The sequence below is a fragment of the Tsukamurella sp. USMM236 genome (assembly GCF_037148755.1).
GTDB lineage: Bacteria > Actinomycetota > Actinomycetes > Mycobacteriales > Mycobacteriaceae > Tsukamurella.
The window spans coordinates 52,608-72,512 of sequence record NZ_JBBCSS010000008.1 but is presented as its reverse complement, the minus strand read 5'-3'; the positions used below and the strand labels follow the sequence as shown (position 1 = coordinate 72,512).

General features: G+C 71.5%; 16 protein-coding genes. 11 read left to right on the top strand and 5 right to left on the bottom strand.

Annotated elements, in window-relative coordinates; all coding sequences use genetic code 11:
* Positions 1-9 precede the first annotated feature (9 nt).
* Genes WFK95_RS21365 through WFK95_RS21355 form a run of 3 tightly spaced genes read left to right on the top strand, consistent with a single transcriptional unit; the run spans position 10 to position 2,726 of the window.
* Positions 10-1,188, top strand: a complete 1,179-nt coding sequence (locus tag WFK95_RS21365; protein WP_336671889.1) for an ABC transporter ATP-binding protein — start codon at positions 10-12, stop codon at positions 1,186-1,188.
* Positions 1,189-1,195: 7 nt separating this feature from the next.
* A complete protein-coding gene (locus WFK95_RS21360) occupies positions 1,196-1,870 on the top strand; it encodes a metallophosphoesterase family protein (RefSeq protein ID WP_336671888.1) in 675 nt (224 codons plus the stop codon).
* Positions 1,860-2,726, top strand: coding sequence for a chromosome partitioning protein ParB (locus WFK95_RS21355; protein ID WP_336671887.1), 867 nt, complete (start codon positions 1,860-1,862; stop codon positions 2,724-2,726). Before WFK95_RS21360 ends, WFK95_RS21355 begins: the two co-directional genes overlap by 11 nt.
* 60 nt (positions 2,727-2,786) lie before the next feature.
* On the opposite strand, the gene WFK95_RS21350 is transcribed toward WFK95_RS21355, so the two are convergent.
* Complete coding sequence (locus WFK95_RS21350) at positions 2,787-4,436, bottom strand: glycoside hydrolase family 13 protein (RefSeq protein ID WP_336671886.1); 1,650 nt, start codon at positions 4,434-4,436, stop codon at positions 2,787-2,789.
* 137 nt (positions 4,437-4,573) lie between these two features.
* Here WFK95_RS21350 and WFK95_RS21345 point away from each other — a divergent pair, with 137 nt between their 5' ends.
* Both WFK95_RS21345 and WFK95_RS21340 read left to right on the top strand, forming a co-directional pair.
* Positions 4,574-5,608: a LacI family DNA-binding transcriptional regulator gene (locus WFK95_RS21345; protein ID WP_336671885.1), complete on the top strand. Its 1,035-nt coding sequence runs from the start codon at positions 4,574-4,576 to the stop codon at positions 5,606-5,608.
* Between the two features lie 11 nt (positions 5,609-5,619).
* Positions 5,620-6,216: a suppressor of fused domain protein gene (locus WFK95_RS21340; protein WP_336671884.1), complete on the top strand. Its 597-nt coding sequence runs from the start codon at positions 5,620-5,622 to the stop codon at positions 6,214-6,216.
* Positions 6,217-6,293: 77 nt separating this feature from the next.
* Here WFK95_RS21340 and corA read toward each other — a convergent pair whose 3' ends face one another.
* Positions 6,294-7,388: a magnesium/cobalt transporter CorA gene (corA, locus tag WFK95_RS21335; RefSeq protein ID WP_374201368.1), complete on the bottom strand. Its 1,095-nt coding sequence runs from the start codon at positions 7,386-7,388 to the stop codon at positions 6,294-6,296.
* A gap of 53 nt (positions 7,389-7,441) precedes the next feature.
* Here corA and WFK95_RS21330 point away from each other — a divergent pair, with 53 nt between their 5' ends.
* Positions 7,442-8,347 carry a glycine betaine ABC transporter substrate-binding protein gene (locus WFK95_RS21330; RefSeq protein ID WP_336671883.1) on the top strand — a complete coding sequence of 302 codons (906 nt, stop codon included), beginning with the start codon at positions 7,442-7,444 and terminating at the stop codon, positions 8,345-8,347.
* 76 nt (positions 8,348-8,423) lie between these two features.
* Here the strand turns inward: WFK95_RS21330 and WFK95_RS21325 are convergent, their stop codons facing one another.
* Positions 8,424-9,254: an SDR family NAD(P)-dependent oxidoreductase gene (locus WFK95_RS21325; protein WP_224651311.1), complete on the bottom strand. Its 831-nt coding sequence runs from the start codon at positions 9,252-9,254 to the stop codon at positions 8,424-8,426.
* A gap of 125 nt (positions 9,255-9,379) precedes the next feature.
* Here WFK95_RS21325 and WFK95_RS21320 point away from each other — a divergent pair, with 125 nt between their 5' ends.
* Positions 9,380-10,039 (top strand): TetR/AcrR family transcriptional regulator, encoded by a 660-nt coding sequence (locus tag WFK95_RS21320; protein ID WP_224651309.1) that lies wholly within the window; start codon positions 9,380-9,382, stop codon positions 10,037-10,039.
* A gap of 353 nt (positions 10,040-10,392) precedes the next feature.
* Here the strand turns inward: WFK95_RS21320 and WFK95_RS21315 are convergent, their stop codons facing one another.
* Entirely contained in the window at positions 10,393-14,130 is a 3,738-nt protein-coding gene (locus WFK95_RS21315) for a multifunctional oxoglutarate decarboxylase/oxoglutarate dehydrogenase thiamine pyrophosphate-binding subunit/dihydrolipoyllysine-residue succinyltransferase subunit (RefSeq protein WP_336671882.1), read from the bottom strand.
* Between the two features lie 137 nt (positions 14,131-14,267).
* Complete coding sequence (locus WFK95_RS21310; protein WP_224652161.1) at positions 14,268-15,047, bottom strand: hypothetical protein; 780 nt, start codon at positions 15,045-15,047, stop codon at positions 14,268-14,270.
* A gap of 118 nt (positions 15,048-15,165) precedes the next feature.
* Between WFK95_RS21310 and WFK95_RS21305 the strand changes: the two genes are divergently transcribed.
* The 4 genes from WFK95_RS21305 to WFK95_RS21290 are packed head-to-tail and all read left to right on the top strand — an operon-like array spanning position 15,166 to position 19,900.
* Positions 15,166-15,594, top strand: coding sequence for an acyl-CoA thioesterase (locus WFK95_RS21305; RefSeq protein WP_259140398.1), 429 nt, complete (start codon positions 15,166-15,168; stop codon positions 15,592-15,594).
* A 10-nt stretch (positions 15,595-15,604) separates the two neighbouring features.
* Positions 15,605-16,228 carry a GNAT family N-acetyltransferase gene (locus WFK95_RS21300; RefSeq protein WP_336671881.1) on the top strand — a complete coding sequence of 208 codons (624 nt, stop codon included), beginning with the start codon at positions 15,605-15,607 and terminating at the stop codon, positions 16,226-16,228.
* Positions 16,229-16,230: 2 nt separating this feature from the next.
* Positions 16,231-19,107 carry a DEAD/DEAH box helicase gene (locus WFK95_RS21295; protein WP_336671880.1) on the top strand — a complete coding sequence of 959 codons (2,877 nt, stop codon included), beginning with the start codon at positions 16,231-16,233 and terminating at the stop codon, positions 19,105-19,107.
* A 43-nt stretch (positions 19,108-19,150) separates the two neighbouring features.
* On the top strand, positions 19,151-19,900 hold the full coding sequence (locus WFK95_RS21290; RefSeq protein ID WP_336671879.1) for a hypothetical protein: 750 nt from the start codon (positions 19,151-19,153) through the stop codon (positions 19,898-19,900).
* The last annotated feature ends 5 nt before the right edge of the window (positions 19,901-19,905 follow it).

Sequence of the window (19,905 nt, the reverse complement as noted above, 5' to 3'; positions counted from 1 at the left end):
AGCAATCACATGGCCGACATCGTCCTGGACCACGTCAAGAAGACCTACCCCGACGGCTCCACCGCCGTCAGCGACATCAACCTGCAGATCGCCGACGGCGAGTTCGTGATCCTGGTGGGTCCGTCGGGCTGCGGCAAGTCCACCACGCTCAACATGATCGCCGGCCTGGAGGACATCTCCTCCGGCGAGCTGCGGATCGGTGGCGAGCGGGTCAACGAGAAGGCGCCGAAGGACCGCGACATCGCGATGGTCTTCCAGTCCTACGCCCTGTACCCGCACATGACGGTGCGCGAGAACATCGCGTTCCCGCTCAAGCTGGCGAAGCTGCCCAAGGAGCAGATCAACGCGGCCGTCGAGGATGCCGCCCGCACCCTGGATCTCACCCAGCACCTCGACCGCCGACCCTCGCAGCTTTCGGGCGGCCAGCGCCAGCGCGTCGCGATGGGCCGCGCGATCGTCCGCAGTCCCAAGGCGTTCCTCATGGACGAGCCGCTGTCGAACCTCGACGCGAAGCTGCGCGTGCAGATGCGCACCGAGGTCAGCCGCCTGCAGAAGCGGCTCGGCACCACCATGGTCTACGTCACGCACGACCAGACCGAGGCCATGACCCTCGGCGACCGCGTCGTCGTGCTCAAGAGCGGCGACGTGCAGCAGATCGGCGCGCCGCAGGAGCTCTACGACCGCCCGTCGAACATCTTCGTCGCGGGCTTCATCGGCTCGCCCGCGATGAACTTCCTGCCCGGCCGCCTCACCTCGGTGGGCATCGACACCGCGCTCGGCGAGATCCTGCTCCTCGACGCGCCGCAGTTGGCCGAGAAGGCCTCCGCCGCAGGCAACAAGACCGGCGAGGTGATGGTCGGCATCCGGCCCGAGCACTTCGAGGACGCCCGGCTCCTGGACCCCAACCAGCGCGTCGGTGGCCTCACCTTCCGCGCGCGGGTCGACGTCCTCGAGTCGATGGGCTCGGACAAGTACGTCCACTTCGCCGTCGCGCCGGACGACGCCCGCACCGACGTGCTCAGCGATCTCAAGGCCCAGCAGACGCCGCCGCCCGCGGGGGCCGACGAGATCGTCGCGCGGCTGTCGGCCGATTCGACGGCGACGCGCGGCGCGGAGGTCGATCTGTACTACGACCCCACGAAGATCGCGGTCTTCGACGCCGCGACCGGGCGCAACCTGGCCCTCTAGGCCCGTCGTGCGGGTGCTCGCCGTCAGCGACGAGGAGGTACCGGGCCTGGCCCTGTCCTCGTCGACGCTGCGGCCCGACCTGATCCTCGGCGCGGGGGACCTGCCCGGCGCGTACCTCGAGGCGCTCGTCGACCGGTACGGCGTGCCCTGCGTCTTCGTGCCCGGGAACCACGATCCGGACCACTCCGGATACCGCCGCACCCGCGGCGGCTACGTGCGCGGTGGGCTGCCGTGCGAGCCGCCAGGCCCCCGCGGCGGCATCAACGCCGACGGGCGCGTCGTCAGCGTCGAAGGCCTGACGGTCGCGGGCCTCGGCGGCTCGATCCGGTACCGCGGCGGACCCAACCAGTGGACGCAGTCGCAGGCCGGGCGCCGCGCGTGGCGGTTGCGGTTCGCGGCCCGGCGGAGGACCGTCGACGTGGTACTCGCGCATTCGCCCGCCGAGGGGGTGGGTGACGGCGACGACGGGCCGCACCGTGGCCTCGCGGCGCTCGGGCGCCTGGTCGCGAAGCTGCGGCCGCAGGTCTTCGTGCACGGGCACGTGCACCCGTTCGGGTGCCCCGGCCCGGACCGTGAGATCGACGGTGTGCCGGTGCTGAACACCGTCGGGTACACCTATTTCGACATCGTGCCGGGCCGGCCCGGCACCCTGCAGATCCTGGAGCGACGACGTGGCGCGTGACACCGGCTTCCCCGACGAGGACGCCCGCACCGACTTCGAGCGATCGCGGCGGCGAGCGAACATCGCGCGTCTCGCGTCGTGGGTGCGCGGTCAGCCGGGAGACGTCAATGAGGTGCTGCCCTACGACGAGGTGGTCTCGGCGCTGGGGTTCGTCTCGGAGCGTGCGCTCGGGGCTCAGGTGGTACCGGTCGCGCAGATCGTCGGCAGCGTGGACCGCACGCGTGATTTCGATCGCTACTTCCGGCCCCGCTCGCCCGCGCTGCGCGCCCGCTGGCAGCGGCTGGCGGCCGCGCAGCGGCGAGGCGAGGCGATGCCTCCCGTCGAACTGAAGAAGGTCGGCGACATGTATTTCGTGGTCGACGGCCATCATCGGGTGTCGATCGCCTTCGCGCGCGGCTTCACCACCATCAACGCCGACGTGACCGAGGTGATCACTCGGATTGGCTCGGGCGGCATCGCGGTCCGTTCCGACCTGCTGCTCAAGGATCACCGGCGGTTGTTCCTTGAGCGGGTGCCGTTAGAGGGCGCCGCGCGGGAGCGGATCCGGTTCACGAATGCCTGGGACTACTCGGTCCTTGCGGAATCGGTGGAGGCCTGGGGCTTCCGGCTCATCCAGGAGGTGGGCGAGTACCTCTCGCGCGCCGTCGTCGCCCGCCGCTGGTACGAGGAGGAGTTCGCTCCCGTGATCGAGATGGCGCGGGCCGCGGGGATCATGGAGTCCTCCACCGACGCCGAGGTCTACCTGTTCGTCGCCTGCGAGCGGTACCGCCTGGTCCGCAAGCATGTGTGGACGCCGGAGATCATCTCCGAGGTCTCCGCGCAGAACCCGCCTTGGCAACCGGGCAAGTTCTTCTAGGCCGGCACCGGGATCGGAGTCGATGCTCCGACCCCGGCGTGCGGGGGACGCGGCCCCGGGTCAGCGCATCCAGACGGTCGTCGCTCCGGGAAGCCGGTAGCCCTCGAACTCCGTGCTGGCGAGCAGGATCCGGCCCTCGGGCAGCTCCACTGGCTCCGCGCCGAAGTTGGTGTACGACCGCCATCCGCCGGGCCGCTCGAAAGCGAGCACCGATGCCGACGGATGCGAGATCCAGGTCAGCGACTCCGCGCTCTGCAGGTCGGCGCGCAGTGCCAGCGCCCGCCGGTACAGGTTCAGGGTCGACCCGGGATCGTCGTCTTCGACCGAGACCGCGTAGTCCGCGAACCACACCGGCTGCGGCAGGTGGGCACCATCGGCCCCGAAGCCGTACGAGGGCCCGGTACCGGTCCAGGGAAGGGGCACGCGACAGCCGTCCCGTCCGACCTCCTTGCCCTCGGTCCGGAAGAAGGTCGGGTCCTGGCGCGCCTCGGCGGGGATGTCGCCCACCTCGTGCAGGCCCAGTTCCTCGCCCTGGTACAGGTAGGTGGAACCGGGGAGGGCCAGGAGGAGCGTCGTCGCTGCGCGGGCCCGCCGCTCACCGAGCGCGGTGTCGACCTCGTCGTGCGCTCCGCCCGCCAGCGTCCAGGCAGCGGCGTGGTGCCCGAGGCCGGCCGGAAGGCCGTAGCGGGTGGCGTGCCGGGTCACGTCGTGGTTCGACAGGACCCATGTGCTCGACGATCCGGTCTCCGCAGCCCGCTGGACGTTCTCGTCGATGATCTCGCGGAACTGCGAGGCCTCGAACTCCGAGACCAGCAGGTCGAAGTTGAAGGCCTGCCCGAGGCCGTCCGGGCTCGCGTACGGGGCGAGCCGGGACTTGTGGACCCACGCCTCTGCGACCGCGGTGCGGGGCGGGGCGTACTCGTCGAAGACCTTGCGCCAGGCGCGGTAGATCTCGTGCACCTCGTCGCGGTCCGAGAACGGGTGATCGGGATTGAGGGTCAACTCGCCCAGTCCCACCACGGCGAACGGTGCGAAGGGCTCGCTGAGGTCCTTGCGCAGGTAGTGCGCGACGTCGATGCGGAAGCCGTCGACACCGCGGTCGGACCAGAAGCGCAGGGTGTGCTCGAAATCGGCGCGGACGTCGTCCCGCTCCCAGTTCAGGTCAGGCTGTTCCCGGGCGAACATGTGCAGGTACCACTGGCCGGGCGAGCCGTCGGGCTCGGTGACGCGGTGCCACGCGGGCCCGCCGAAGTGCGACTGCCAGTCGTTCGGCGGCTGATCGCCGTTCTCGCCCTTGCCCTCGAAGAAATGGTAGCGGGCCCGCTCGTCGGAGCCGCGGCCCGCAGCGAGGGCCGCCTGGAACCATTCGTGCTGATCGGAGGTGTGGTTGGGCACGATATCGACGATCAGTTTGATGCCGGCGTCGTGCAGTGCCGCGCTCATCGCGTCGAAGTCGTCGAGGGTGCCGAGACGCGGGTCGACGTCACGGTAGTCCGCCACGTCGTAGCCGCCGTCGGCGAGCTCGGAGGGGTAGAACGGGCTCAACCACACCGCGTCGATGCCGAGTTCGCGAAGGTACGGCACTCGCGAAGTGATACCCGGCAGGTCGCCGATCCCGTCGTCGTTCGAGTCGGCGAAGCTACGCGGATAGATCTGGTAGACCGCCGCCTGGCGCCACCAATCGGCCGTTCCGAGGTCCTGGAGAACCACAACACTCCCTTCGAAGGCGTCTCCGTCGACGGGAATCGTCGACGCGCGTCGATGACGTCCCTCGAGCGTAACGGATCCGTAGGATCGGATGCGGTGTTTCGCCGCTCGCCCGGCGGCGGGTGAGGGGAGGTGTACCCATGGCGACCATGGCCGACGTCGCGCGTCTGGCGGGTGTCTCGCGCAGCACTGTTTCCTACGTCCTCAGTGGCACCCGCCCGATCTCGGCGGACACCCGCGAGCGGGTCCTCGCCGCGCTGGAGTCGCTCGACTACGCGCCCAACGTGCTCGCCCGCGCCCTCGCCGGAACGCGTACAGGTCTGCTCGGACTGCTGCTCTCGACCGAGGCGCTCGGCCAGGGCGTGGACACCGCGGGCTATCTCACCGCCGCCGCGGACGAGGCGCGCGCACGGGGCTCGCACCTGATGCTGTTGCCGGGGCCCGCCGACGACGCGGGGCCGGTGCGGGAGACTGTGCGACAGGGGCTCGTCGACGGCTTCGTGGTGATGGAGGTGTACACCGAAGACGCGCGCGTCGACTACCTCCGCGAGGCCGGTGTCCCGTTCGTCCTCGTCGGTCGGACCGACGACGTCGCGGGAACGGCGTTCTGCGACGCGGACTTCGACGCCGCGGCCGAGGAGGCGGTCGCGCACCTCGCGGACCGGGGACACCGCGACGTGGCCGTCCTCACCGGACCCGCGGTGGACCGATCCCACGCCCCGGGTTTCGCCGTGCGCTCGCTCGTCGCCGTTGACGCGGCCGCCCGCCGGCACGGCGTTCGATCCCGCGCCGTCCCGACCGCGGCCACCTTCGCCGGGGGATGGGACGCCTACGCCGGCATCGCCGCCGCGGGCGCGACCGCCGTGCTCCTCTGCAACGAGCCGGCCGGGCTGGGCATGATCTCGGCCGCCGTCGCCGCGGGCGCCCGCATTCCGCAGGACCTCTCGGTGCTCACGGTGTTCGCGGGAACGGAGACCGGGGAACTGACCCGCCCGAGGGTCACCAGCATCGGGCCGGACCACAGCGCGATGGCGCGCCGCGCGATCGAGTTCCTGCTGCGCCGCGTCGCCGGCGAGCCTGCGGCGGACCTGCAGATGCTCAGTGCCCCGGTGTTCCTCGACCGCGGCAGCACGGCGGCCCCCCGCTCGCCGCGCCCGGCGTCGCCGGGGCCGTAGGATCGGAACCCGTGACTTCCGTCGTCGACGCCGTCCGGGCGCACCTCGCCGAGCACTACGCGGGCCGCGGCTTCGCGCCACCCGCCTCGGCGTCGGTCACGTTCCTCGGGCTCGAGCCGATGACGATCCAGCGCTGGGTGGGTGAGCCGCTCGTCGCCTTCGCCAGCGTCGGGTGCTCGCGGCACGCGATGACGGACCCCAATGCGCTGCTCACCGTCGAGGACGGGCCGCGCGCCGAGGTGGTCCTCGAACTTCGTCCCGCGGACGACGGTCCCGGCGCCGCACTCGACGGGGTGCACCGGTCGCTGGCGATCCTCGCCGCCACGCCGGCGGTCGAGGGCCTGGTGCTCGCGCCCGATGCCCTCGTCGACCTGAGCGCGCCGCTCTGGGCGGGCGCGCCGTTCACGGCGGTCCTGCTGGGGGAGTCGGCGGTGCCCGATCTCGCCCGCGAGGACGGGGAGCCGGTGCGGTTCCTGCGCGCCGACCCCATCACCGCGAACGAGGCCGCCTGGGTGCGGCTCAAGGGCGCCGCCGCGCTGCGCGAGGCGTGGGCGGAGGCGGGCATCGACCCCGCCGACCCCGGCCGCCCCGCCGCCCGCGCGGTCTAGTTCACGAATTCGACTTCTGCGGGCTTACGCGTGCGTGAGAGCACTCGTGTGGCCGCAGGACTCGACATCGTGAGCCACTACAGCCACTTGATCTTCCGGAAGACGGCGAACAGGCCGAGACAGGCGACGAGCATGATCGCGAGCACGATGAAGTAGCCGTACTGCCAGTGCAGCTCGGGCATGTTGTCGAAGTTCATGCCGTAGACACCGGCGATCATCGTGGGCACTGCGACCAGGCCGATGATCGCGGACATCTTGCGCATGTCCTCGTTCTGCTGCATCCCGATCTTCGCGACGGCCGCGTCGATGAGCGAGCTCAGCACGTCGTTGTAGGTCTCCACGTGGTCGGCGACCATCGCCTGATGGTCGAGCACGTCGGAGAAGTAGCGCTGGATCTCGTGCGGGATGATGTCGCTGAAGTCGCAGGTCAGCCGCTTCAGCGCGTGGGAGAGCGGGTGGATGCCGCGGCGCAACTCCACGATGTCGCGCTTGAGCTGGTAGATCTCGTCGACCTGGGTCCGGGCGCCGGCGCGGAAGACGTCCTCCTCGACCCGGTCGATGTCGTCCTCGAGCAGGTCGGAGACGGCGACGTAGGTGTCCACCACGTGGTCGGCCACGGCGTGCATCACCGCCGACGGACCCAGCTTCAGCAGCGCCGGGTTGGCCTCGAGATTGCGGCGCACCCGGCGCAGGCTCCCGTGGTCGCCGTGCCGGACGGTGATCACGTGATCGGGGCCGAGGAGCACCATCACCTCGCCCGTCTCGACGATGCGCGCCATCGGGTCCGTGCGGTCGTGGCCCACGTAGTTCACGGTCTTGAGGATGAGGAAGAGGGTGTCGTCGAACCGGTCGACCTTGGGCCGGGTGTGGGTGACCAGCGTGTCCTCGACGGTCAGCGGGTGCAGGCCGAAGACGCGGGCCACCTCGTCCATCTGGTGCTGATCCGGGTCGAGCAGGCCCACCCACACGTAGCCCTCGCCGCGGCGCCGGACCTCCTCGATCGCCTCGACGTAGCCGAACCGGCCGGGGAGGCGCACCCCGTCGACGTAGACGCCGCAGTCGACGACGGCGCGGGCCACGGGCACGGGGACGCGCGGGACGTCGGCCTCGCGGACCTCGCGGCGCCCGGCGCCGGGCCGGGGCATGGACGGGATGGAGGGCATGGACGAGATAGTAGACCCGGGCCAGGCTGCCGGGCCGCGGCGGCGCCGGGTAGAAAGTAGGCGTGAGAACTCGCACGCCCCGCCTCGCCGCCGCGGCCCTCGCCGCGCTGGTCCTGGCGGGCTGCTCGGACCCCGGCGATGCCGCCGACCTGGGCCCGCGCACCGCGCCCGGCACGGTGACGGTCGGCTCGTCGGGCGCCGCCGCCTCGAAGATCGAGGCCCTGATCTACGCGGGCGCCCTGCGCATGGCGGGAACCCCGGTCGAGACCCGGCTGGGGCTCGGGCCGGGGGAGGACGCGGCCGTCGCCGCCGTCGAGCGGGGCGACATCACCGTCGCGCCCGCGCTGACCGGCGCCCTGTGGGACCGGTACCGGCCGGGCACGCCGCAGCCGACGAAGGCGAAGGAAGAGGAGTCCGACAACCCGCGGGCGCAGTGGGACGCGCAGTTCGTCGCGCTGAGCGCAGTCCTCCCCGAGGGGCTCGGCCTGGGCGACCCGACGCTCGCGCTCGACCAGCCGATGCTCTTCGCGTCGAAGGACGCCCCGTCCGCGACGCTGCGGGGATGCGAGGGCCTGTCCGGCGCCGTCGCCGTGCCGGCCGGGACGCCGCAGGACGTCCGCGCCCGCTACGGCTGCCCGACGGGGCCGGTCGTCGCCGTCGCCGACGAGGCCGCCGCGGCGCGCGCCGTCCGCGAGGGGCGGGCCGCGCTGGCGCAGCTCGGCACGCTCTCGGCGGCGTCCAAGGATCTCGCCCAGGTCGCCGATCCCGACGGTGCCGTGCCCTCGCGCGCCGTCGTGCCGCTGGTGCGGCGCGACGGGCTGACGGTGGCGCAGACGAAACGGCTCTCCGCGATCGCGGGCGAGCTCACCACAGCCGACCTGGCGAAGCTGGTCGCGCAGGTCGAGTCGGGGGAGCGCACGCCCGAGCAGGCGGCCGGCGACTGGGCCGCCGAGCACACGCTGAACTGAGCCCGCACAACCGCCTCGCGAACGCGACCGCCCCGCGCTCGACGGGCGAGGCGGGGCGGCTGCGAACGCGGAGCGGCTACTTCAGCCGCTTGTTGAGCTGCTGGTCGACGAGGGCGTTCACCCGCTCGTAGGCCGAGCCGCCGAGACGCACGAGGACGTCGATGATCTTGGCGTCGGCGCCGACGAGCACGCGGCCGCGGTTCTTCTTGACGCCGTTCAGGATCGTGCGTGCGGCGTCGTCGGCCTCGGTGCGCGCGAGGTACTTGTCGAAGAGCTCCGCCGTGGCGGACTGGTCCCTGCCCTCGGCGACGGTCGCGTTGCGCGCGATCGCGGTCTTGATGCCGCCGGGGTGCACGCAGGTCACGCCGACGTTGTGGTCGCTCGAGAGCATCTCGATGCGGAGCGCCTCGGTGAAGCCGCGCACGCCGAACTTGGCGGCGTTGTAGGCGCTCTGGCCGCCCACGGACAGCAGGCCGAACAGCGAGCTGGTGTTGACGATGTGCGCGTCGCCGGAGGCGATGAGGTGCGGCAGGAAGGCCTTCGTGCCGTTCACCACGCCCCAGAAGTCGATGTCCATGACCCGGTCGTAGTCCTTGAAGGACGTGGTCTCGACGGGCTCGTGGTGCGCGATACCGGCGTTGTTGAACAGCAGGTTGACCGTGCCGTAGTGCTCGACCACGTCGTCGGCGTAGGCGAGGAGCTGCTCGCGCTCGCCCACGTTGACGACTTTGGTGTGCACCTCGGCGCCGCGGGCGCGGGCCAGCTCGGCGGTCTGCTCGAGGCCGGTGGGGTCGTAGTCGCAGAGCGAGAGCTTCGCTCCCTCGTCGGCGAGCTGGAGTGCCAGCTCACGGCCCATGCCGGAGGCTGCTCCGGTGATGACGGCGACCTTGCCGCGGAAACTCTTCATGCCTGTGTTCATCCCTCACGCTGGTTCTTGCCGGGCTGCGGCGCTGCACCGCCGCCGGCGTTCTTACTCGACAGTAGGGTCGGGATACGAGGTCTGTCAACGACCTATTGAGTATGATTCAGTAGGTGACCAGAAAGTCCGTTGCCGCAGCGGTGGGGCGCAAGCGCACCCGGCTCAGCCCCCAAGCCCGGCGCCAGCAGTTCATCGACCTCGGCCTGCTCAGTCTGAAGCACCAGGCGCTCGAGCAGGTGTCCATCGAGGAGATCGCGAGCCAGGCCGGTGTCTCCGCCGGCCTGCTGTTCCACTACTTCGACTCGAAGCTCGACTTCCAGGTCGCGCTCGTGGAGGAGCAGGCGCGGATCGTCGGCGAGGTCGCGACCCCGGACCGCGATCCCGCGGACATCACCGACGTCATGCCGATCCTCACGTCGACCCTGGGCACCTACGTCGACCACATCATGGAGAACCGGCAGTCCCTGCTGCCGATGCTCGCGGGCGTCAGCTGGTCCGAGCCGCGGATCCGCACCGCCGTGAAGTCGGTCCGGGAGCAGATCGTCGACCAGTTCGTGAGCCAGGCCGAGAACATCGGCATCGACCGCTCGCCCCGCTTCGTGCTCGCCGTGCACGGCTGGATCGCCGTCGTCGAGGAGACCCTCGTGCAGTGGCTCGACGAGAACACCGGCTTCGCCACCATGACCCGCGACGAGGTCGTCGACCACCTCGCCACCATGTTCGTGGGGATGGCGGGAGCGGTCGGGCTGGATCTCACGTCGGGCGTGGCCTGACGGTGCGCCGCAGGCCCCGGCGTGGGCTGAGCGTGCGTGGGTCGGGCTGGGTGGCCCGGTGGGCCGGGCCGGGTGGCGGCGACGCCGCTCGCTTAGACGTCACTCCCTCGCCGAGCGGCTCGGTCGCTCCGATGCGCTCGACGGCGTCGCCGCCACCCGCCCCTCCTCCGGTATCCGCCACTCCGTCTCAGTCTGCGCACGTGCCGCGTGCGCGGGTGAGTAGATGCGCATGAGGCGCCGCTATCCGGACGTGGCGCGTGCGCGCGGAATCGGGGAGGTCGGGCGCACCGTCGGAACACCAAGAAGGGCCGGTCCTCCCGAGGGAGGACCGGCCCTTCTACTGGCTCAGCGGATCAGAGGACGAAGGCCTCGTCGATGATCTGGGCCTGCTCCACGGCGTGCACCTTCGACGAGCCCGAGCACGGGGCCGACATGGCGCGGCGCGAGACGCGCTTGATGCCGACGAGGCGGCCGTCGAGCTCCGGCAGGGCGAGGCCGAAGAACGGCCACGCACCCTGGTTGGCCGGCTCCTCCTGCACCCAGCGCACGTCCGTGGCGTTGGGGTACAGGTCGAGCGTGGCGGGCAGGCGCCGCGAGGGCAGCGGGTAGAGCTGCTCCATGCGGACGATCGCGACGTCGTCGCGGCCGTCCTTCTTCCGGCGGGCCTCCAGCTCGTAGTAGAGCTTGCCGGAGACCAGCAGCAGCTTGGTGACCTTGCTGCGGTCGCCGCCCTCCACCTCGAACGCCGGGTCGTCGATGACCGAGCGGAACTTGCCGCTCGTGAAGTCCTCGACGGGGCTGACGGCGGCCTTGTTGCGCAGCATCGACTTCGGCGTCGCGACCACCATCGGACGGCGCACGCCGTCGAGGGCGTGGCGACGCAGGAGGTGGAAGTACGAGGCGGGCGTCGACGGCATGGCGACCGTCATCGAGCCCTCGGCGCACAGCTGCAGGAAGCGCTCGATGCGCGCCGACGTGTGGTCGGGACCCTGGCCCTCGTGGCCGTGGGGGAGCAGCAGCGTCACGCCCGAGGTCTGGCCCCACTTGGCCTCGCCCGAGCTGATGAACTCGTCGATGATCGACTGGGCGCCGTTGACGAAGTCGCCGAACTGCGCCTCCCAGCAGACCAGCGCCGACTCGTCGGCCACGGAGTAGCCGTACTCGAAGCCCAGGCCCGCGAACTCGGTGAGCGCGGAGTCCAGCACCTCGAATCGGCCGGGCGACGGGGTGCCGTCGGGCCCGAGGTGCTCGAGCGGGGTGTACTCGGCGCCCGACTGCCGGTCGATCAGGACCGCGTGGCGCTGCGTGAACGTGCCGCGGCGGCTGTCCTGGCCGGCGAGGCGGACCGTGCGGCCCTCCTCGAGCAGCGTGCCGAAGGCGAGCAGCTCGCCGAAGGCCCAGTCGATGCCGCCGTCGCGCGACATCTCGAAGCGGCGCTTGACCACGGGGGCCACGCGCGGGTGCACGGTGAAGCCCTCGGGGACGTTGGCGTAGGCGTCGCCCACCCGCTGGATCTGCTCCAGCGGCACCGCGGTCACCAGCGAGCTGGGCAGCGGCTGGTCGGCGATGATCGACGGCGCGGGCTCGGCCTGGAACTTCTCGAGCTCCTTGACCTCGTTGAACACCCGCTCCAGCTGGCCCTGGTAGTCGCGCAGCGCGTCCTCGGCCTCCTTGGTCGAGATGTCGCCACGACCGATGAGGGCCTCGGTGTAGGACTTGCGGACACCGCGCTTGGTGTCGATCACGTCGTACATGCCGGGCTGGGTCATCGACGGGTCGTCGCCCTCGTTGTGGCCGCGGCGGCGGTAGCAGACGAGGTCGATGACGACGTCCTTGTCGAACTTTTCACGGAAGTCGACGGCCAGCTTGGCCACCCACACGCAGGCCTCGGGGTCGTCGCCGTTGACGTGGAAGATCGGCGCGCCGATCATCTTCGCCACGTCGGTGCAGTACTTCGAGCTGCGCGAGTTCTCCGGCGAGGTGGTGAAGCCCACCTGGTTGTTCACCACGATGTGGATCGTGCCGCCGTTGGAGAAGCCGGGCAGGTTCGCCATGTTCAGCGTCTCCGCCACGACGCCCTGGCCGGCGAAGGCCGCGTCGCCGTGCAGCATCAGCGGCATGATCGGGTGCTCGCCCTCGGGCGGGTTCTTCATGTCCTGCTTGGCGTGCACGATGCCCTCGAGCACCGGGTCGACCGCCTCGAGGTGCGAGGGGTTGGCGACCAGCGAGACGGTGATCTCGTTCTCGCCGAACATCTGGTAGTACTTGCCCTCGGCGCCGAGGTGGTACTTCACGTCGCCGGAGCCGTGCGCCTGCGACGGGTTCAGGTTGCCCTCGAACTCGGTGAAGATCTTGCTGTAGGGCTTGCCGACGATGTTCGCCAGCACGTTCAGCCGGCCGCGGTGCGGCATGCCGATGACGACCTCGTCGAGCTGGTGCTCGGCGGCCTGGTCCAGCACCGCGTCCATCATCGGGATGACGGACTCCGCGCCCTCGAGCGAGAAGCGCTTCTGGCCGACGTACTTGGTCTGCAGGAAGGTCTCGAAGGCCTCGGCGGCGTTGAGCTTGCTGAGGATGTACTTCTGCTCGGCGACGGTGGGCTTGACGTCCTTCGTCTCCACGCGCTCCTGCAGCCACTTCTGCTGCTCGGGCTCGAGGATGTGCGCGTACTCGATGCCGACGTGGCGGCAGTAGGCGTCGCGCAGCACCGAGAGCACCTTGCGCAGCTTGAGCCGCTCGGCGCCGTGGAAGCCGCCCACGTTGAACGTGCGGTCCAGGTCCCACAGGGTGAGCTCGTAGGTGAGCACGTTCAGGTCGGGGTGCGACTCGAGGCTCTCGTTGTTGTAGCGCAGCGGGTCGACGTCGGCCATGAGGTGGCCGCGCGCCCGGTACGCCGCGATGAGCTCGAGGACGCGGGCGTCCTTGTCGATGCCGTGGGCGGGGATGTCCTGCCGCCAGCGGATCGGCTCGTAGGGCACGTGCATCGTGCGGAAGATGTCGTCCCAGAAGTCGTCGCTCAGCGTGAGCTCGTGGACGTACCGCAGGAAGTCGCCCGACTCGGCGCCCTGGATGATGCGGTGGTCGTAGGTCGAGGTCAGCGTGGTGAGCTTGCCGACCGCGAGCTCGGCGATCTTCTCGTCGCTCGCGCCCTGGAACTCGGCGGGGTACTCCATCGCGCCGACGCCGATGATGGCGCCCTGGCCGACCATCAGGCGGGGAACGGAGTGCACGGTGCCGATGCCGCCGGGGTTGGTCAGCGAGATCGTGACGCCGGCGAAGTCCTCGGCGCCCAGCTTGCCGGTGCGGGCCCGGCGGACGATGTCCTCGTAGGCAGCCACGAACTGGCCGAAGTCCATCGTCTCGGCTTCCTTGACGCCCGCGACTACGAGGCTGCGGCTGCCGTTCTTGCCGACCAGGTCGATAGCGATGCCGAGGTTCACGTGCGGCGGGGTCACCGCGTTCGGCTTGCCGTCGATCTCGGCGAAGTGCCGGTTCATGTTCGGGAAGGCCTTGACGCCCTGCACCAGGGCGTAGCCCAGGATGTGGGTGAAGCTGATCTTGCCGCCGCGGGTGCGCGCGAGGTGGTTGTTGATGACCACGCGGTTGTCGAACATCACCTTCACCGGCATCGAGCGCACCGACGTCGCGGTCGGCACCTCGCGGCTGGCGTTCATGTTCTTGACGACCGCGTTGGCGGCGCCGCGGAGCACGGTGCGCTCCTTCTCGGACGGGAAGGAGGCGGGGGCCGGGGCCTTGGGGGCCGGGGCGGGCTTCGCGGGCGACGACGGTGCCGGCGTCACCGGGGCGGACGGCGCGGGGGTCAGGGTCGTGTCGGCCGTCTTCGGGGCCTTCGCCGCCGGCGCTGCCGCCGGAGGGGCGGGCTGCGCCGCGGGGGCCGCTGCGGCGGGGGCGGCCGCAGGGGCCGCGCCGTTACTCGCCGCGCTGCTACCCTCTGCAGCTCCCGGGGTGTACTTCGAGAGGAATTCGTGCCAGCTCGGGTCGACCGAATTAGGGTCGGCCTTGAACCGCTCGTACATCTCCTCGACCAGCCATTCGTTTTGGCCGAAATCCGATACAGAACTGCTGCTCACGGCAGGTCCTCGCCTCGATTCATCATCGTCGTATCAAGCGCGCGCCGCCCTGGATCGCAGAGGGCGCAGGTCCGCGCGGTCCAGGGTAGTCCACCACGGAAAACCTGTGTCGGTTACTCCCGTTCCGCGGCCCTGGATCAGTCGCTGCCGGGCCCCGGCAGACCGGGCGTGGATCCGTCGGAGACGGACCCGTCGATCACCCGCAGGTGGGCTGTGGGCCACGTGGCGGGGACGGGGCCGAAGGCCGTCCGGGAGTTCTTGATCACGCCCTTGCCCAGGACCCGGTTGCCGCCCGCGCCCACGACGGCGCCGATCCCCGCGGGGAGCAGCTTGCCGAGGATCAGCGGCGACTTCTTCGCCAGGAACCGGCGGCTGAACATCTTCATCAGCTGCTTGTTCAGGTTGCCCAGCCCGGGGAGCTGGGTGGGGTTCTTCTTGAGGTTCATCAGCGAGGCGTTCTTGGCGCCGACGGTGGCGCGCAGCGCGCCGAGGCCGGCCTCGCCGAGCACCGCGGTGAGCACCAGCGCCTTACGCAGCTCCCGGTCCTCGGGGGAGATGCCGTACACCTCCGCGACGGCAAGGGCGTACAGCGCCGAGGCCTCCATGAACACCACGGTCTCGGCGCCGATGGTGCCGATCGCGGCCAGGGTGCCGACGCCCGGGACGGCGGCGGTGGCGCCGGCCGCGCCGCCCGTGCCGGTCACGGTCAGCAGGTAGCGCTTCTCGAGCCGCTCGATGATCTGCGTGGGCGACTCGTCGGGGTGGTCGGCGCGCAGGCTCGCGACGTACTTCGCGACGGCCGGCGCCTGCAGGCGGGCGGCGCGGTCGATGACGGAGCCGAGGACGCCGCCACCGTCGCGCTGGACGGCGGGGAGCTGAGGCTCATCGGACTGGATGCGGGCGGGCTTGTTCGCCATGGTGACCTCCGTGGGAAGCGATCCTGGTGACCTTGTACTCCATCTAACCCCCGGCAACCCCCGGAAAGTTCCCGACCGGCGCACGCACCCGCGCGCCGCGCGCGTACCGTCGGACACCGTGCCGAGCATCGACGAGCAGCCGTACACCCTGGTCATCCCCACGCGGTGGAAGGACAACGACGTGTACGGGCACGTCAACAACGTCGTCTACTACAGCTTCTTCGACACGGTGATCAACACCTTCCTCATCCGCGAGGGCGGGCTGGACATCCACGACGGCGCCGTGATCGGCCTCTGTGTGGAATCTCACTGCCGCTACGACGCCCCGCTCGCCTTCCCCGAGCCCGTCACCGCCGGTCTCGCGGTCACCAAGCTGGGCCGGTCGAGTGTCACCTACGCCGTCACGCTGTTCGACGGTGCCGGCGCCCCCGCCGCCGAGGGCTGGTTCGTCCACGTCTTCGTCGACCGGGAGAGCCGACGCCCCGCCGGGGTTCCCGACGGGATCCGCGCCGCGCTGGAGCGCCTGCTCGTCAGTGCCCCGCAGTAGCCTGCGAACCATGGCCTTCCGCACCCCGCTGGAGCCCGTCACCCTGACGGGTCACCTCGTCACGCTCGCGCCGCTGGCGCACGACCAGCACGACGGCCTCCTCGAGGCGCTCGAGGACGGGCAACTCTGGGACCGCTGGTACACCTCCGTGCCCGCCCCGTCGGGCCTGCGCGCCGAGATCGACCGCCGCCTGGACCTGCAGGAGAAGGGCGAGATGATCCCCTTCACCGCGATCGACACGGCGGGCCGGGTGCTCGGCATGACCACCTACTACGACATCGACCCGACTGTCCCGCGGATGGAGATCGGCTACACCTGGAACCGCGCCTCCGCGCACGGCACCGGCACCAACGCGGAGTCCAAGTTGCTGCTGCTCCAGCACGCCTTCGATGTGCTCGGCTGCGAGTGCATCGGCCTGCGCACCCAGTGGGTCAACACCCAGTCCCGGGAGGCCATCGCCCGGCTCGGCGCCAAGCAGGACGGCGTGCTGCGCAGCTACAAGCGGTACCGCAACGGCGCCCTGCAGGACGCGGTGCTGTTCTCGATCCTCCGGCACGAGTGGCCCACGGTGGACGCGCACCTGCGGCACCGCCTGCGCCACCGGCACGAGGCCTACCGCTCCGTCCCGGAGTAGTCGTGCCCCGCCCCCAGGCCGCGGCGCACGGGCTGTGGCGCCCGGGCCTCGGGCTCGCGCTGTGGTTCACCGACGAGGTCGGCGAGCCCACCGCCGATCCCGACGTCGCGGTGCTGCCCGCGCCGATCGCCGAGGTGCTCGGCGACCGCCGACCCCGCCGCTCGGTCTCCCTCGCCGGGCCGCAGGGCCGGCTCGTCGCCCCCGCCCTCACCCTCGGCCCCGCCCGCGCCGCCGCGCTGCTCGATGAGCTCTCCCCGTCCGACGGTGCCGGCGACCTGCGCTACTTGCGCTGGGTCGCGAAGTCCGTCGAGCGGTTCGTCGCCGCCGGGGCCCTGACGCCCGCGCTGCGCAGCGACGACGGCGAGTGGATCGTCCGGTGGGCGCCCGTCGAGTCCGTGCAGTGGCGCACCTGGGTGCAGACCGCGGCCGCCGCGATGCCGCCGGTGCTGCGCCGCACGGGAGACCTCGCCGCCGTCCTCGACATGGGCGCGGAACTCACTGACCGGTACGCCCGCCTGCGGCTCGGCGACGGGCCGTGGTCCTGGGTCGCGGCGCCGTCCCTGCGCGCCCTCGTCGACGGTGAGCCCCTCCCGCCCCGGTCCGTCGCCGATGCCGGGGCCGCCGCCGCGTGGACCGAGTGGGCGGGCAGCGTCCGCTCCGCCGAGACCCTGCTGGTGCTGCGCCTCGTCGAGCCCGACGGCCGCAGCGTGGGCGAGAACCCGCTCGCGCCGAGGAGCACGCCCGGCGGGACGCCGTGGCGGCTCGAGGTCTGCCGCCGCGTCCCCGGCGCCGCGCCCGTGCGGGCCGACCCCGCCCGGATGAGCCCCGTCGACCTGGACGATCTCGCGGGCGAGCTGGCGCGGGCCCTGGCCGTGTATCCGCCGCTCAAGCGAGTCGCGCAGGACGACTCCTCGCTGGACTTCCTGCTCACCACCGAGGAGGCGGAGGCGCTGTTCCTCGAGGGCGCGCCCGGGCTGACGAAGGCGGGGTACGAGGTGTTGCTGCCCGCCTCGATCGCGACGGTCCGCCCCGCGCTGCGGCTCGTCGGGCGGGAGCAGCCAGGGCGCACGGCGCTCACGGTGCAGGCCGGGCTCGCCGAGATCAAGGACTTCGCCTGGCAGCTCGCCGTCGGCGACACCGTGCTCACCGCGAGCGAGCTGGCCTCCCTGGCGAACTCGGCGTCGGGGCTGGTTGAGGTCCGCGGCAAGTGGGTGCGCGCCGACCGCCGCACCCTGGCACAGGCGGCGCGGTTCGTCGCCGAGCAGCGCTCCGCCGCGGAGTCCGGTACGGACCTGAGTGACCTGCTGGGGATGATCGCCGATCCCGCGGCCCTGCCCGCGCCGCTCGCCGCCGTCGACGGGCTCGGCTGGCTCGACTCGGTCTACCGCGGCGGCACCATCGCCCCGGCTGAGGTGACGGCACCGTCGACGCTGAAGGCGGTGCTGCGCGACTACCAGCTGCGCGGGCTCGAGTGGCTGGTCACGCTGTGGCACAGCGGCATCGGCGCCGTCCTCGCCGACGACATGGGCCTGGGCAAGACGATCCAGGTGCTCGCGCTGCTCTGCCACGAGCGCGAGGCGGGGGTGTCGGTGCGGCCGACGCTGCTGGTCTGCCCGATGTCGGTGGTCGGCAACTGGGTCGCCGAGGCGCAGCGCTTCGCCCCGGGCCTGAACGTGCACGTGCACCACGGCACCGACCGGCCGACCGGCGAGGAGTTCGGGCGGGTCGCGGCGGCCTCGGACGTCGTGGTCACCACCTTCGCGCTCGCCGCGCGCGACCGGGAGCTGCTCGCGGGGCACCACTGGGGCCGCGTCGTGGTCGACGAGGCGCAGCACGTCAAGAACGTCAACACCGCCGCCGCGAAGGCGCTCCGGTCGATCCCCGCGGCGCACCGCGTCGCGCTCACCGGCACCCCGGTCGAGAACCGCCTCGAGGACCTGCGCGCCGTGATCGACCTGGTCAACCCGGCCCTGCTCGGCTCGGCCCGCACCTTCCGCAATCGGTTCGCGCTGCCCATCGAGCGGGAGCAGGACAAAGCGGCCGTGCGCCGGCTCAACACCCTGACCTCGCCGTTCATCCTGCGGCGCGAGAAGACCGACCCCGCCATCGCGCCGGAGCTGCCCGAGAAGGCCGAGTTCACGGTGCGCGCCTCGCTCACGTCCGAGCAGGCGGGGCTGTACCAGGCCACGCTCAACAGGCTCGTCGAGGAGCTGCGGGAGTCGCAGGGCATGGGCCGGCGCGGCCTGGTGCTGGCCTCGCTGACCCGGCTCAAGCAGATCTGCAACCACCCCGCGCACTACCTCGGCGACGGCTCGCCGCTGCTGCGCCGCGGGCAGCACCGCTCGGGCAAGGTCGAGCTGCTCGCCGACATCCTCACCACCGTCGCCGACGAGGGCGAGCGCGCCCTGGTCTTCACCCAGTACGCCGAGTTCGCGCGCATGCTCCAGCCATGGCTCACCGGCCTGCTCGGCGCCGAGGTCCCCGTGCTCGACGGTGCCGTGCCCCGCACCGAACGCGACGCGATGGTCGCGCGGTTCCAGTCCGGCGGCGGCGCCCCCGCCCTCGTCGCGACGGTGCAATCCGGCGGTACGGGCCTCAACCTCACCGCCGCGAATCACGTGATCCACGTGGACCGCTGGTGGAACCCGGCGGTCGAGAACCAGGCCACCGACCGCGCCTTCCGCATCGGCCAGACGCGGGCGGTCCAGGTCCGCAAGTTCGTCTGCGCGGGGACGTTGGAGGAGCGGATCGACGGGGTGATCGCGGCCAAGAAGGAGCTCTCGTCGATGACGGTACGGACGGGCGAGGCCTGGCTGACCGAGCTGAACAACGACGAGCTCTACGAGCTGGTCGCCCTGCGCGACGAGGCGGTGGTCTGAGATGGCGCGATCGCCGAGAAAGGCGCGCGACACCGCGCGGCCCATGGGTGCGACGTGGTTCAGCCAGCGGCTCATCCAGCAGCGCGAGGAGGTCACGGAGCGGCGCAAGGTCCAGTACGCGCGGCGGCTCTACCAGGAGCACCAGGTGTACTCGCTGGCCGTGGTGCCCGCGTCGATCACCGCGACGGTGCAGGGCAGTCAGTTGGACCCGTTCGGCGTCGCACTCGCCCGGGTGCCCGGCGACGCGGCCGCGGTGGTCTCGCTGCTCGTCGCCCAGGGCGCGACGGCGGAGCTGCTCGGCGTCACCCGCGGCGAACTGGGGCGCACGCTGGGGGAGCTGGTGCTGCCCGAGACCGCCTCCGACGTGATCGTCGACTGCGCCTGCCCCGACGACTCCGACGCCTGCGTACACGCCCTCGCCGTCACCTACGAGTTCTGCGCCGCCGCCGACGGCGACCCGTCGCTGGTCCTCGACTTCGCGGGCGTCCCCCTCGCCGGGCTGCTCGCCCGCGTCAGCACGTCCGAGCCGTCGCGGGCACCGTCGAGTCCGGAGGCCGACGGTGCCCGCGGCGACTGGGAGGGAGATTCCTGGGACGCCGGCGCCGCGGCCTTCTACGGGGAGGGCTACGACCTGCCACCGCTGCCCGAGCCGTCCCCGATCGATGCCATGACCCTGCTCGACCCGGCGCTGCTGCGCACGGCGCTGCGGCGTACGGGCACGAAGCCCGCCGACGTCGCCGAGGCCCAGGACGAGCTCGCCGAGCTCTACGACCGCCTCCGCGACCCGCGCTGAGCTGC